Here is a 13,645-nt window from a genome sequence, read left to right on the forward strand (position 1 = left end):
GGAGTATATTTTCAATTGCTTTGTAGCTACTTTGTGCCCGGCATCTGTGTTGCTTAAAAAACTGATTTATTTTTTAGAAAATGGGCGTGCAATAGTTCTTTGGGAGGTGAGTCCTCGCTTTGCGCTGTATTTTTTTGGCTGCATTCTGATACTTCCAGGGGGGACAGCCAAAAAGGATGCCGCTTCAATCGAGTTGAGTTTGAAAGGGTAGTGCGCTGAAAGCAGCTATAAATTACTTCTTGATTATAAAGGATTGCTTGCCCGTTAACAGGTCGTAAAACAGTATAAAATCACTTGCCAGGCTATATCCCGGATACTGAAAGGTGGCGGGTTTATTTTTTTCGAAGAAAAAGTGCCCAACCCATGCAAAACCATAACCCAATATGGGCATAGCCAAAAAGAAATGCCAGTTGTGAAACAGAAAACCTGCAAAAAAAGCCAGCACCACTAATCCCGTTCCGATAAAATGCAGGATCCTGGAAGTGGTATTGCTGTGTTCTGTCAGGTAAAACGGGTAGAACTCTTTAAGCGATTTATACTTTTTTTCTGCCATACCCTAATTTACAAAATTCCGTTTGCTTTTAAAAACGATCCTAACTGGGCAGGTTTTTCGGTCATTAATAAGGTATTTAAGCCTAATTTTTTAGCACCTTCGATATGTTGCGGACTATCATCAATAAATAAAGTTTCTGCAGGGTTTAGATTGTTCTCTTTTAATACCTGCTCAAAAATATTGGTATTGGGTTTGCGCAGTTTCATGTGCTGAGAGAAATAAGCTTTCTCAAAATAAGCATCGTAATTATTGATTTTGAAAGTCGTTTTCAAATAATTAATGATCCATTCGTAATGGATTTCGTTGTTGTTGCTCAATAAAAAAGTGCGGTATTTTTCTTTTACCTGGAGGAGTAAATCGTGGTTTTCCTGAATCGTGCCAATTAAAAGGCTGTTCCAGGCTTCATCAATCTGCTGGTCGGTCAAATCGGGTTGACCAGCTGCTTTCCTGATTCCTGCCCTGAATTCAGCCGGAGAAATGGCTCCGGTTTCGAAATCATCAAATAATGCATTGTGCCCTTTATGAGCGAAGAAATTTTCGATATCGGTAATACCCAGTTTTTGAAAAGATGCCTGGGCAATTTTGAAATCAATATCAAATATGACGTTTCCGTAGTCGAAAATAATGTTCTTAATGTTTTGCATAAATACGCTGAATTTGCTGCAAAGATATTATTGCTAAGCTAATGGGAGATAGGAAAGTATTATTTTTACAATAAAAAACCCGAAACCTTGATGATGGGGTTTCGGGTTGTATTTTTTTATTTAAATCTACTTAGGCTCTACCGTTATGGATTGAATAATCGGCCGGCTTTTTTTATCGCCGGTTTTTAGCTCTTTAAAAATAAAATAGATTGAATGGAATTTTCCATCCGAGAGCATATTAATTGGAACGCTTTTTCTAAAAGTAGATTTTCCGATCATAACACCGTTATTGTCATCCAACCTGATTTCTATTTCGCCATCACTTTTTGGATCCAGGTTGAGGAAAGAAAAACCGAATCCTGAAATACCGGTTAAATCAATGTTTTTGATCGCTATCCAGCCATAATCCTTTTTTAAAATCAGTTTTTCACCTCCAAATACATCTTTTCGTTCAAAACCGTTAAAATCTTTTACCTCATCAGCATCAATGGTATTACTTTTCAGATTGATCAGTTTTGTTGTAGTTAAAGGTTTTAACCCTGCCTTAGCTGCACCGGTATAAGTTGCTTTTAAAGTCAGTACTGATTTCTTTTTATCGGTTGTTGCCGGTGGAACAATTTTACCGGAAGTTGGCAAGGATGCTTTAATGTTTTCTTTATTTCCCAAAGTCATGATCCATTCGGTAATTTTTTTTACCTCGGCTTCTTTCATAGTGGTATGTGCAGGCATCGAAACTTCACCCCAAACGCCCTGGCTGCCTTTAATTATTTTTGAAGCGAGGTAATCAACCGCTTTAGTGTCATTTTTATATTTAACCGCAACCTTATCAAAAGCAGGACCGATTGAAACGGCTGATTCTTTATGGCAGGTGCTGCAATCGGCTTTTAACATCAATGCCTTGCCGATCATGGTTTGTGCGGCCTGCTGATGGCCCAATTGTGCCCCGGCCATATCGGTTCCCTCGGTATAGGTATTTGAAATATAAATGCGGTTATTGTTCACTTTCGAACCTTTATCGCTCACCAGTACCTTATAATCAACTGGCTTATCAGGAAAATAAAAACTTTTATTTCCGGCTAAATCGATCGTCACATTTGGATGTTCATTTCCGGCAACAACAGGTATTATTTCGCTCTTTGCACTAGCTTTACTTTTATCCATAACAGTAACACTTACCGGGTATTCGCCAGCTTTGGTAAAGGTATAGTGTAAGGTGGGGCTTGTGGTGGTTTTGGTTATGCCTTTTCCTAAATTCCAAACATAGTTTAAAGCATCTCCATCAGGATCTTTGGCAGTAACAGTCGCGGTCATTTTGTAAGGAAGTAATCCGCTTGTTTTTGCAATATCGAGTTTTTCCACTCTTGGCGGACGGTTTCCTTTTAAGTAGTCGATCCTTGAGATCGCAGCATCAGGATTTTTACTGAACCAGCCTTTACCATATTCTAAAATGTACAATTTCCCATCTGGACCTAATTCCATATCGATTGGGGCAGCCAGCGAAATTTTTGATAAAAAGGGTTCCATACCCTGGTAGTCACCTTTATCGTTCATGGTTACAGCTTTAACCCAGCCGCGTACCCACTCATAAATAATCAGTTTTCCGTTATAGTAAGCAGGGTATGGCGAGTTTGCACCGGCATAATATACAGGGCCTGCCATTGCGGTACGTCCGCCGGCACCAACCTGTGGAAATTCTAACGACTCGCCATAAGGATACCAGATAAAAGCCGGTTGTGCCGGTGGGAGCTGTTCCAAACCTGTATTATTTGGTGAATTGTTGATCGGTAACTTAGGGTCGAAAGCATCGCCATTTGCGCCGTTCGTGAAATCGTAAGCTTTATAAGGATAGTTATTACCAATAAATAATGGCCAGCCAAAGTTACCGGCTTTCCGGGCCTGGTTTACTTCGTCATAACCCCTTGGCCCCCTCAAAGGGTCGTCATTGCTTGCATCCGGACCAACTTCGCCCCAGTATAAAAAATTGGTTTTTTGATCGACCGAAATGCGGTAAGGGTTTCTATCACCCATTACATAAATTTCTGGTCTGGCTTTTGGATCATTTTTAGGGAAAAGGTTACCGTCCGGGATGCTGTAAGTTCCATCTTCGTTTACTTTGATCCTTAAAATTTTCCCGCGTAAATCGTTGGTATTTCCTGCTGATCTTCTGGCATCGTATTGTTCAAAGCCTTTTCTGTTATCTAGCGGGGCGTAACCTTTATTTACATATTGCTGTTTAGGAGCATCAAAAGGAGTAGAGTTATCACCGGTTGAAACATAAAGCAGGTTATCCGATCCAAAAGCGATCGAACCACCGGTATGGCAGCAGATTTCGCGTTGCGAATAAAATTCCAAAATAATCTTCTCCGATTCTTTTACGATCTGATCATTTATTAATTTAAACCTCGATAAGCGGTTTACGGATTTATCAAACGGACTGTAAAAAAGGTAGATATATTTATTGGTGGCAAATTTTGGATCGGCAGCCATACCCAATAATCCTTCTTCGGCATTCACATTAGGGGTATTCGTTTTGAAGTAAACATCAAGTTTGCCGGCTTCTTTAATTTTTTTGGTTTGGTTTTTATAGATCAACACTTCACCTCTGCGCTGTGCTACCAAAATATCCAGATTAGGGAGTACCGCCATTTCTGTGGGTTCTGTAAATTCACCCTGTGCTAGGGTAACTTTAACGAAGCGCTCCTGATCGGGCGTGTCGATCTTATTGCTGTTAATAAAATTGAAAGTCTTGAGCTGATACGTTTTTTTGTGGTATGTAGTTGCCGAAATTAGTATAAATGCTACGAGGGATAAGACCAGGGTAAAGGTTGTTTTCATCTATTTGATTGAAGAATTTTCAATAAATATAGTGTAATGTTTTAAAAATCGATCCTTTATAACAAAACTTATGCAAACAAGCAAAATAGAGGCTAACGGATCTGCGAGCACAATGGCTGATCAGGTAAACGGCCTCAGAATTTATTGACTGGACCGTACCAACAGCATCATCCTGATCAGGTAATTCCGTGATGATGCTGTAATTAAAGTTTTGATCCTATAATTGCTTAATTCATTATTTCTCTCGTTCCTGCCTTATAATATAATTCTGCCAGTGTTTTCTGGTACCCGGCTACCATACTTTCCTGCTTAATTTTCATGTCGATCAGTTTAGTTTCCCTGCTGTTGATTAAAAAAAGTGTGCTTTCGCCCAGGCTGAACTTCTGGTTCTCCCCATTAACCAGGATTTGCTGGTTTTCGATGCTTTTAACCTGTAAGGCAAGCTGAGCAGAATAAGCAGAGAGATCGTTATAAGAGGCGACGACATTGTTCCTGATTTCTCTTCCAAACTGTTTGATGTCGTAATCCAGCTCCAACTGTTTGATTTTTACCTCCCGTAATTTGCCGCGTTCGGATCGGAGGAAAAGCGGAAATGCAAACTCAATCCCCAACTTATAGTTGCTCCAGTTAAAATCGTAATATCCGGGTATATTGCTGTTAAAGCCGGTACGGTTGGAAATCAGGTTGCCAATTAAGTTCAGTTTAGGCTTGAGCAACTCCTGACGGTAACTTTTTTCGATCGCCAGTTGTTCACCTTTACTTTTTAGTTTTAAAAGCTCAGGATGTTGGTTTGCTGCCTGACCGAGAAGTGTATCCAATAAAAGGGGGTTGGGCCTATTGGTAGCTAAAGTTGTACTTTGCGGGATGGCTTCAGTCGGAAGTTCCAATGGAGAACCCTGATCATTCCAAAGGTGGTTAGAGAGAATCAGTCGCGCATTTTGAAGCTCGATAGCCGTTTTTTCCTTTTGTATCATCCGTTCCTGTACGGTGATGTAAGCCTCAACAGAATCGATAACGGGCTTATCGCCGATGAATGTTTGTGCACTAAGCGCTTTGAACCTGCGTTGGGCGAGGTCCAAACCTTCATTAACCAGCGCAAATTGTTTGTAGGCATAGTACCAGTTCCAATAATCCTTTACTATTCCATACCAAACGCTGTTGATCTGTTTCAGTTGATCCGCCTCTGCATATTGAACCATTATTTTCGATTGGCGGAGGGTACTTCGCCTTGCATCAATAATCAGCCCCTGTCCTAAGGGAATACTTAAACCAATAGCAGATAAACCTTGCTGGCCGGTTCGGTTTTCCGGATCGATGTAGTTCCCCACGTTGCGGTCGTAGCCCAGTTTAAGGTCTGCTCCGGCAAGCCAGAGCGGAATTTTTAGCTCACTGTTCCATTTATTATAATATTCGGTATCGCCAAATAATTTTCTGCTGAATCCTGCCTTTAATGCCGGGTCAAAATAACCTAAAGACTGCAATACCTTTGCCCTTGCAGATTCGCTCAATAGTGCCGCCTGCTTCATCACCGGGTGATACCTGAAAACCATTTGCTGCAGATCTTCAAGACTGAAAACTTTTCCACTGTCTGCGTTTTTATTGATTACAGGGTTTTGTGCAAAGTTTATTTTGACCGATAACAATATTAAGGCTGCTGTTGTAAATATTTTTTTTAAAGCCATTTTCATTTTACAACCTCCAAACTACTTTTTGTCTTTTATGTTTGTTGCCGGTTCCTGATCCAGGCTTGGCGGAAAACCGTTCAATTGGCGCCATATTTCATACCACAGCGGTACCGACCGGAGGATAATCCTTCCGTAAACACCAGAACCCTGTCTTAACTGGGCTGGCCAGGGCTCATCTTTAGTGGGAACCGGGTTGGTTTGGCTTATCAAAACACGGTATTTTCCACCGGTACTGCTCGTACGGTCAATCGAAAATACTTTACCGGCAAAAGTACCCACTGCTACCGATGGCCATCCTGAAAACTGTACCGATGGCCATCCCTCAAATTGCAAACGAACATCACTCGTGTCTACGATCAATGGAACATCCATGGCGCTTACATAAAGCTCTGCTGCAACCATTGGCGATTTTGGTTGTAGGGTAGCTACCGATTCCCCTTCTTTGATGTTTTCGCCTATACCTGCTTTTAAGGTTTTAACGATAAAGCCGCTTTGAGGAGCCCTTACTACATAGAGGCCACGTCTCACACGGAGGTTAGAAATATCGTTGCGTAATTTTGCAATGTCTCCCTGTGCGCTTGCCTTGCCGGATATGGCCGAACTCATATCTGATTGTGCTTTTGACATCGATTCCTGGTACTTTGCCCTAATATTATCGAGTTCAATTGAGGCATTTAATAAATTCTGTACGGAGTTGTTTAATTTATTCCGCTGGCTGATCACTTTGGCATTATCTTCCTGCAGTTTTAGCCGGCGTGTTTCAATATCTGTGAGCGAAAAAAGCCCGTTTTTGTAGCCTGTTTCATACCGTTCTAAACGCACTTTTGTGGTTTCATAAAATTTTTGGACAGCCAATAGTTCCGCGCTATCGATACTTACATAATTTCTGGCCTGTAATACTTTGTTTTCTGCTGCTTTCATTTGAAAGTGCAAACCCTCGGTAAGTGCTTTCATTTGTGCTTTGGTGGCATCAATTTTCTGCACGGCAGCGGTCTCACTTCCCCGTTTCGCATCAAGTTGCTCATTTAGCCGCGCGGGGAGTTCAGGATCAAAATAAGATTGGCTGGTTTCTGAAATTAAGAGAATGGTATCGCCCTTTTTTACTTCCTGTCCTTCGCGTACTGCCCAATGTTCAATACGGCCACCAATCTGGTTCTGTACGGTTTGTGGCCGGTCTTCGGGCCTGAGCGCGGTTACGGTTCCGCGCCCGGGAATGGTTTGGCGATAAGGAAGAAATAACAATAACACAAAAAAAGCCATGATAAACAGCAGTATCTTACCGAGTCTTTTAGGACCGTTTGCATTGATAATTTTACGGTTGGCATGTACCGAAAGCGATTCCCAGTTTTGAAGCTGAGCCAGATTATTCCCCAGGTTAGCCATGGTTGGTTTCTCCTTCCTCCAACTCCAGGTCGGTTACCACAGCAAGTTTTTCGCTTCCTGTTATCATGTCAAACACCGTGTTCAGGTTGGTCATCAGTTTTTCAATGGCATAGCTGATCTGTACAATTATAACCTCAGCCGCTACAAACTGTCCGAAAGTCATTTGGCGCTCTACCACAAAATAAGACCCTAAAAGCAGTAATGCACCCATCAGTATGGTACGCATGGCTACGGCGCTGATGAAAAATTTTTTCAAAACACCGAAATGATCATTGCGTGATTGGATGTAGTTTGCTGTGATTTGATCTGTACGTTCAATGATCTCTTTTCTCTTGGTCTCACTCTGCCGGTAAGTATCCAGGTCGGAAGCAATCTCTTCCAGATAGCCAACCACTTCGTATTTATAACCAGATTCTTCAATACTTGTTTCTACACCGCGGCGGTAGTATAAAATAAGGATTAAAACGATTACGATGAGCACAAATGTTCCGAAAGCCATAAACACAGGATGATAAAAAGAAAGCAGGATTACGCTAAAAAATATAAGTACAGCCGCGGCAACGATATCAACCAGTAATTTGGTCAGGCCTTTTTGTATGGTAAGAATATCAAAAAAACGGTTAACCAGCTCTGTAGGATTTTCCCCCTCCAGCGCTTTCTTTTTAATTCTTGGTAAACGGAAAGCAAACTCGAGGGCTGCCTTTGTAAAAATTTTCTGCTCCAGGAATTCGACCAGCGTTAATTGGCCGATAAGCAGTATGCCGCCAACAACAATACCAACCAAAATTACCGCAATAAGGATATATGTTGAGCTGTACATTGCCCCATTGGAGAGCAGATTAAAAACGGCACTTGTTCCTAGTGGAAGTGAAAGACCGATTAAGCCGATTAAGATGGCATAAACATAGATGTAATTGATGGTTTTGCGTTCAAGGTGAAGCATAAGCACCAATCTTTGCCATGGCGAACGGGCGCTGGCATGGTGATGATTTTTCATTAATACTTAATTCAGGATATATAAATTATAGTCCAAATGTTTTGGAATAATTTTACTGGTGGATAGTGTGTAATAATTAAAAGTCTATAACATCTCCATTAACATGCCCAAGGGCGTGTTTAAAACATTTTTGATGTCGACCCGGTGTGTTAAGAAAATATGTCGGGTGGTGGGGTAGGTACGTTCTTTGCCGGGAAACTGTAGGGGCTAAAGCAATGGGCGTATTTATTTACCGTAGATTGGTCTGCCAGAAAAGGATTTAAACATGCTGTTAGCGAGGAATCCAAGATCAACATTTTTTTCTTTAGTTTATCAAAAGATTCTTCTTCTTTCCCTTTGTTTTCTTCGCTGCTTTTTTCCACGGCGTAGGCATGATCAGAAGATAAGAATGTGCTAAGCGAGAATGCAAAGAATTTTGTGGCAAGCAGTCCCAGTACCAACAGGCCAAAAATGTTTTTCCATAATTTTTTTCTCAGGTAATTCATCATCTGTGGCGCAAATATAGGATAGAAAAACCAGGATTGATCTATTGAAAAGCAGATTGAGTTCTTTTTTTTAAAGCCTGACATAAATTTAATACTAGTATTAAAACGGCATTAAAAAAAGCTCAATGTTTGGTTAAGCGATTTGATTTTTGTTTAAAACTTCAGCGGTAGTGGCCTGGTACCCAAAGCAAAGTATTGCTTTTAAGACTTTAGGATTTTCCATGTTAAATTTATTTACAACTTAGTGGTGAACCTATTTCGGGCTTCATATGTCCTGTTCCCCGACTAATTTTCCAACTTCTCCTCTTTCGTATCCCATTATTTTTAAAAAAATAAGTAATTTTATATTGATAAAAAATAAAACAATTTCAGTGTAAAAAGATTTTAAGAAAATGCATTTTCCCAAAAATAATTTATTATTACCTCCATATTTACGTTCATGAACTATAAACAATTGCAGGAAGATGTAGAAAAGCATGTTAGCGATTACTTCCATACCCATAGCGATCCGCGGTTGGTTTACCATAATTTTGAGCATACCCTGGAGGTTGTAAATGCAGCGCAACAGATTGCCAATCACTACCAACTTAATGAACAGGACTTTTTCACGGTAACTGTTGCGGCCTATTTTCATGATACAGGCTATTTCGAAGATGCGATGAACCATGAGGCAAAGGGAGCGGAACTGGCCAATGATTTTTTAACCAAACACAAAGTTAATCAGGAAGTTAAGGATAGTGTGAGAAGTGCTATACTGGCGACAAAAATACCACAAAATCCTAAAAATGAAATTGATAAGATCATCTGCGATGCCGATCTTTTTCACCTGGGATTGCCCGATTTCAGGGCAAAGGGAAAACTGATGCATAAGGAAAACGAACTGATTTATAAAAAAGACATCAGCAAGCGCGAATGGCGTAAAAAAGATATCCAGTTTATGGAGTCGCACCATTATCATACCGATTATGCCAGCCTGTTACTGAACGATCAGAAACAAAAAAATATCGAAAAGCTGAAAAGTAAACTTACTGCGCAGGAAGAAATCAGTACCGAACTCGAAGAACCAAAAAACTTTGCACCGGTGATCATCAAAGACAAGAAAAAGAAAGATAAAGAAGACCGACCTGATAAAGGCATCGAAACCATGTTCAGGATTACTTCTGCCAATAACCAACGTTTGAGCGATATGGCTGATAATAAGGCGCACATCCTCATTACGGTAAACTCGATCATGCTTTCATTAATTGTGAGTTTGTTACTAAGGCGCCTCGAAGATCATGGCAACCTTATTATTCCGACCTTCATTTTGTTGATGGTAAGTTTAACCTGTGTGGTGGTTTCTATTTTATCAACCCGCCCATCCATTCCAAAAGGAGAATTCACCCAGGAGGATATGGACAAGAAAAAAGTAAATCTTTTGTTTTTTGGTAACTTTTATAAAATGAGCCTGCCAAGTTATACCGAAGGCATGATTAAGGTGATGAACGATAAAGACTTTTTATACGGAACCCTCATCACCGATGTGTATTCGCAAGGTGTGGTATTGGGCCGTAAATATAAATTGATCCGCCTGGCTTATAATATTTTCATGTTTGGCTTAATTGCTGCAGTATTGGCTTTTGTAATTGCTTATGCAGCTTACGGTAAACTTTAATGGAGCATACAACAGAAACCTCTTTTTTCAACAGGGATTTAAGCTGGTTAAAATTTAACGAGCGTATTTTAATGGAAGCCGAACGCAATAACGTTCCGCTTTTAGAAAGGATTAAGTTTTTATCTATATTTTCTTCTAACCTCGATGAGTTTTACCGGGTAAGGATGCCAGTGCTGCTTGCCCTCGAAAAATTAAGCAACAGAGAGGATAACGACATTAAGATCGACGATAATTTATTGAATGCGGCTAATCAGCTCATTTCCGGTCAGCAGCAGCGTTATGGAAAAGTACTGAAATCGGATATTATCCCTCAGCTTAAAGAAAATAAGATTAATTTAATCTATGGCCAGCCTTTTCCCGAGGAGATTCAGAAAAGCGTAACCCGCTATTTCCTCAGCCAGGTAATGGCCTTTTTGCAGCCCGTTCACATTAACCAGGATACTAACTTTTTTCCTTCCAATAACGAACTCTATTTTCTGATTACCTTAAAAAAGAATGATGAAACCGAAACCGTTATTTTAAATATCCCTTCCAACCAATTACCACGTTTTTATAAAGTAGAGGCAGGAGAAGAAACCTTTATCGTTTTTTTAGATGATATTGTCCGTTTTCATCTCGACAGGGTTTTTCACGGAGTGGAAATCACAGGTTGTTACAGTTTCAAGATCACAAGAGATGCTGAAATCGACCTGAAAGACGAATATTCAGGCAGTTTATCCGAACAGCTTGAAAAACAATTGCTTAAACGAGATTCTGGCCTGGCTACGCGGTTTCTTCATCAGCCCGGCATACCTGCCAATGTTTTTGAACTCCTTAAAAAAGTGTTCAACCTTAAAAAGGCAAATAGGATGGAAGGCGGACAGTACCATAACCTGAAAGATTTTATGGCTTTCCCGGTGAGTTCGCCAAAACTATCCAACCAGAACTGGCCAAAACTCTGCAATACCGATCTTATTGATGGATCTTTAACCGAAGCCATTTATAAAAATGACATCATTGTACATACACCTTATCAAAGTTACGACAGCGTGCTGCGTTTTTTTAACGAGGCTGCTGTTGATGAAGACGTAAGGGAAATCTATATTACACTTTACCGGGTGGCCAGCGATTCGAAAATCGTAAACGCATTGATCAGTGCGGCGAAAAACGGGAAGAAAGTAACTGTTTTGGTCGAGCTTAAAGCCCGTTTTGATGAAGCGAATAACATCAAGTGGGCCAAGAAGATGAAAGAGGTAGGGGTAGATATCATTTATAGCGTTACTGCTTTAAAAGTTCACGCCAAAGTAGCCCTGGTAAAACGACAGGCCGGCGATAGGATGCATTATTCGGGTTTGTTTGCTACCGGGAACTTTAACGAAAGCACTGCTGCTTTTTATACCGACCATATTTTAATGACAGCGAATAAAGAAATGCTACGTGAAGTAGAACTGCTCTTTATTTTCCTGGCAAAAAGGGTCAAACCAACCTCTGCCGATCTGATTAAATTTAACCAGTTGCTGGTGGCACAATTTAACCTGCAGCAGGTTTTCCTGGAATTGATCGATCGCGAGATCGAACATGCAAAACAGGGCAAACCATCGGGCATTACCATTAAAATGAACAACCTCGAAGAAAAAGTGTTGATCAATAAACTTTACGAGGCTTCGCAGGCAGGCGTAAAGATTAATATGATTGTGAGGAGCATCTGCCGTTTGGTTCCTGGAGTAAAAGGAATGAGCGAAAATATCAGGGTTATCCGCATTGTTGATCGATATTTAGAGCACGGGCGTGTTTTTATCTTTCATAACCTGGGCAAGAACGATATGTACCTGGGGTCGGCCGACTGGATGAACCGGAACATTTACCGCAGGATTGAAGTTTGTTTTCCCGTTTATAATGAGCAGATAAAGCAGGAAATCATGGCGATGATTGAAATTCAGGAACAGGATAATGTGCAGGCGGTTTACATCGATCAAAACATGGATAATGTTCCTGTTAAAACTGGCGAGGTTCTTGTTTCCTCTCAACATGATATTTATGAATTACTGAAAAATAAATAAATAAAGTACGCCGTGGCCTGTTATTCATTAAAGCGTTATCCTTTCGGCTGAAACGCAGCAGAATGCCTGTACAGCCAGGGAGAAATCTATAGAAGTGTTTAATAGATCTCTCTGCTGCGGCCGGGATGATTATATGGAATAACATGCTCTAAGGACCGTGTTCTCACTGTCCACATGGCTTTAGTTACACCTGATTTATTTGCTTACTGATGGCCTGTGAGGACACAGGTTATAACTATAAATTTACCCTTATGAAATGCAATACAACTATTTTGGCCTCAGGTTTTATAATTGCTTCGGCTTTTTTAAATGTATCCTGTGTTAACGGCAACCGCGATGATAAACAAAACGATTCAACTGTCGTAACTTCTTCAACAAGTGGAGCAGCAAAATCAGATTTTCCTTACGATCTGGCCAATCCGGTAAAATACAACATGCCAAATAATCTTTTTGAAATTTCTGGAATAGTATTTCATAACGGCGATCCGAAAGAAATATTTGCCATTCAGGATGAAGATGGCGACCTTTTTCATTTAGCTTTGGGTGCTAAAGAGTCGAAATTTACAAAATTTGGTGGTAAAGGCGATTATGAAGATGTAACCATCATCAAAAATTATTTCATCGTATTAAAAAGCAATGGCGAACTGCACACCTTCCCGGTAGCCGAATTAGGCAAACCTGAAGCCGCCAATGTAACCAAAACCAAAGACCTTGTACCTAAAGCCGAGTACGAAGGATTGGCAGCAGATGAGAAAAACAGCATGATTTATGTGCTGACTAAAGATAGCAAACCCGATTCCAAAGCAAAAGCTTCCAGTATTTATGGATTTAAGGTTGCCAATGATGCTTCCTTAACAGCAGCCGGAGAATTCAGCCTTTCGCACAAAGCAATCGAAAAAGCATCCGGCAGTTCAAAATCAAGGTTCCGTCCGTCTGCACTGGCTAAAAATCCAAAAACCAACGAGTGGTACATCCTATCATCAGTAAACAAACTTTTGGTGATTACCGATGCTGATTTTAAAGTTAAAGCAACACATGCATTAGATCCAGATTTATTTAACCAACCGGAGGGTATCGCCTTCGACCGCGATAATAACCTTTATATCTCGAATGAGGGTGGTAATTTATCGGCCGGAAATGTCTTAATGTTCAAACTTAAAAAGTAGGCTGGTAGATGTATTCCCTCAAAAGATCGTCATGCCGATCTTGCTTCAGCATCTAAATGACGCCCCAAATTACCTTTAGCAAGCTGCTAAGGCTCGCTTTACTTCGCAGTTTTCCATTTCGTTATAGGTCGGGCTGACGGCATGATGGAAAACTGCCTCAAAAAATAAATTTTATAATGACTATCTTTATACAAACCTCAAACT

At 40.4% G+C, this 13,645-nt stretch carries 10 protein-coding genes; 3 read left to right on the top strand and 7 right to left on the bottom strand.

Features of this window, described 5'->3' with window-relative positions; translation table 11 throughout:
- Positions 1-232 precede the first annotated feature (232 nt).
- The 7 genes from GGQ60_RS02150 to GGQ60_RS02180 form a co-directional block, all read right to left on the bottom strand.
- Positions 233-553, bottom strand: a complete 321-nt coding sequence (locus GGQ60_RS02150) for an Mpo1-like protein (protein WP_183759750.1) — start codon at positions 551-553, stop codon at positions 233-235.
- An 8-nt stretch (positions 554-561) separates the two neighbouring features.
- Positions 562-1,197 (bottom strand): HAD family hydrolase, encoded by a 636-nt coding sequence (locus GGQ60_RS02155; RefSeq protein WP_183759751.1) that lies wholly within the window; start codon positions 1,195-1,197, stop codon positions 562-564.
- Positions 1,198-1,323: 126 nt separating this feature from the next.
- The gene (locus GGQ60_RS02160) at positions 1,324-4,032 is read right to left on the bottom strand and encodes a PQQ-dependent sugar dehydrogenase (protein ID WP_183759752.1); all 2,709 of its coding nucleotides are present in this window, start codon (positions 4,030-4,032) and stop codon (positions 1,324-1,326) included.
- 227 nt (positions 4,033-4,259) lie between these two features.
- On the bottom strand, positions 4,260-5,714 hold the full coding sequence (locus tag GGQ60_RS02165) for a TolC family protein (RefSeq protein WP_183759753.1): 1,455 nt from the start codon (positions 5,712-5,714) through the stop codon (positions 4,260-4,262).
- A 21-nt stretch (positions 5,715-5,735) separates the two neighbouring features.
- Positions 5,736-7,100 (bottom strand): HlyD family secretion protein, encoded by a 1,365-nt coding sequence (locus tag GGQ60_RS02170; RefSeq protein ID WP_183759754.1) that lies wholly within the window; start codon positions 7,098-7,100, stop codon positions 5,736-5,738.
- Positions 7,093-8,097: an ABC transporter transmembrane domain-containing protein gene (locus tag GGQ60_RS02175; RefSeq protein WP_183759755.1), complete on the bottom strand. Its 1,005-nt coding sequence runs from the start codon at positions 8,095-8,097 to the stop codon at positions 7,093-7,095. The genes GGQ60_RS02170 and GGQ60_RS02175 overlap by 8 nt, the downstream gene beginning before the upstream one ends.
- 149 nt (positions 8,098-8,246) lie before the next feature.
- The gene (locus GGQ60_RS02180; RefSeq protein ID WP_183759756.1) at positions 8,247-8,666 is read right to left on the bottom strand and encodes a hypothetical protein; all 420 of its coding nucleotides are present in this window, start codon (positions 8,664-8,666) and stop codon (positions 8,247-8,249) included.
- Positions 8,667-9,021: 355 nt separating this feature from the next.
- Here GGQ60_RS02180 and GGQ60_RS02185 point away from each other — a divergent pair, with 355 nt between their 5' ends.
- The 3 genes from GGQ60_RS02185 (at position 9,022) to GGQ60_RS02195 (ending at position 13,441) form a co-directional block, all read left to right on the top strand.
- Positions 9,022-10,236, top strand: coding sequence for a Pycsar system effector family protein (locus GGQ60_RS02185; RefSeq protein WP_183759757.1), 1,215 nt, complete (start codon positions 9,022-9,024; stop codon positions 10,234-10,236).
- A complete protein-coding gene (ppk1, locus tag GGQ60_RS02190) occupies positions 10,236-12,275 on the top strand; it encodes a polyphosphate kinase 1 (RefSeq protein WP_183759758.1) in 2,040 nt (679 codons plus the stop codon). Before GGQ60_RS02185 ends, ppk1 begins: the two co-directional genes overlap by 1 nt.
- A gap of 251 nt (positions 12,276-12,526) precedes the next feature.
- Complete coding sequence (locus tag GGQ60_RS02195; protein ID WP_183759759.1) at positions 12,527-13,441, top strand: SdiA-regulated domain-containing protein; 915 nt, start codon at positions 12,527-12,529, stop codon at positions 13,439-13,441.
- Positions 13,442-13,645 lie beyond the last annotated feature (204 nt).

It is taken from the genome of Pedobacter zeae, assembly GCF_014196715.1.
Taxonomy (GTDB): Bacteria; Bacteroidota; Bacteroidia; order Sphingobacteriales; family Sphingobacteriaceae; genus Pedobacter; species Pedobacter zeae.

What these genes read in the sequence shown, in the direction of transcription:
- GGQ60_RS02150 (WP_183759750.1), bottom strand. Translation starts at nt 553, where the DNA reads ATGGCAGAAAAAAAGTATAAATCGCTTAAAGAGTTCTACCCGTTTTAC.
- GGQ60_RS02155 (WP_183759751.1), bottom strand. Translation starts at nt 1,197, where the DNA reads ATGCAAAACATTAAGAACATTATTTTCGACTACGGAAACGTCATATTT.
- GGQ60_RS02160 (WP_183759752.1), bottom strand. Translation starts at nt 4,032, where the DNA reads ATGAAAACAACCTTTACCCTGGTCTTATCCCTCGTAGCATTTATACTA.
- GGQ60_RS02165 (WP_183759753.1), bottom strand. Translation starts at nt 5,714, where the DNA reads ATGGCTTTAAAAAAAATATTTACAACAGCAGCCTTAATATTGTTATCG.
- GGQ60_RS02170 (WP_183759754.1), bottom strand. Translation starts at nt 7,100, where the DNA reads ATGGCTAACCTGGGGAATAATCTGGCTCAGCTTCAAAACTGGGAATCG.
- GGQ60_RS02175 (WP_183759755.1), bottom strand. Translation starts at nt 8,097, where the DNA reads ATGAAAAATCATCACCATGCCAGCGCCCGTTCGCCATGGCAAAGATTG.
- GGQ60_RS02180 (WP_183759756.1), bottom strand. Translation starts at nt 8,666, where the DNA reads ATGTCAGGCTTTAAAAAAAAGAACTCAATCTGCTTTTCAATAGATCAA.
- GGQ60_RS02185 (WP_183759757.1), top strand. Translation starts at nt 9,022, where the DNA reads ATGAACTATAAACAATTGCAGGAAGATGTAGAAAAGCATGTTAGCGAT.
- ppk1 (WP_183759758.1), top strand. Translation starts at nt 10,236, where the DNA reads ATGGAGCATACAACAGAAACCTCTTTTTTCAACAGGGATTTAAGCTGG.
- GGQ60_RS02195 (WP_183759759.1), top strand. Translation starts at nt 12,527, where the DNA reads ATGAAATGCAATACAACTATTTTGGCCTCAGGTTTTATAATTGCTTCG.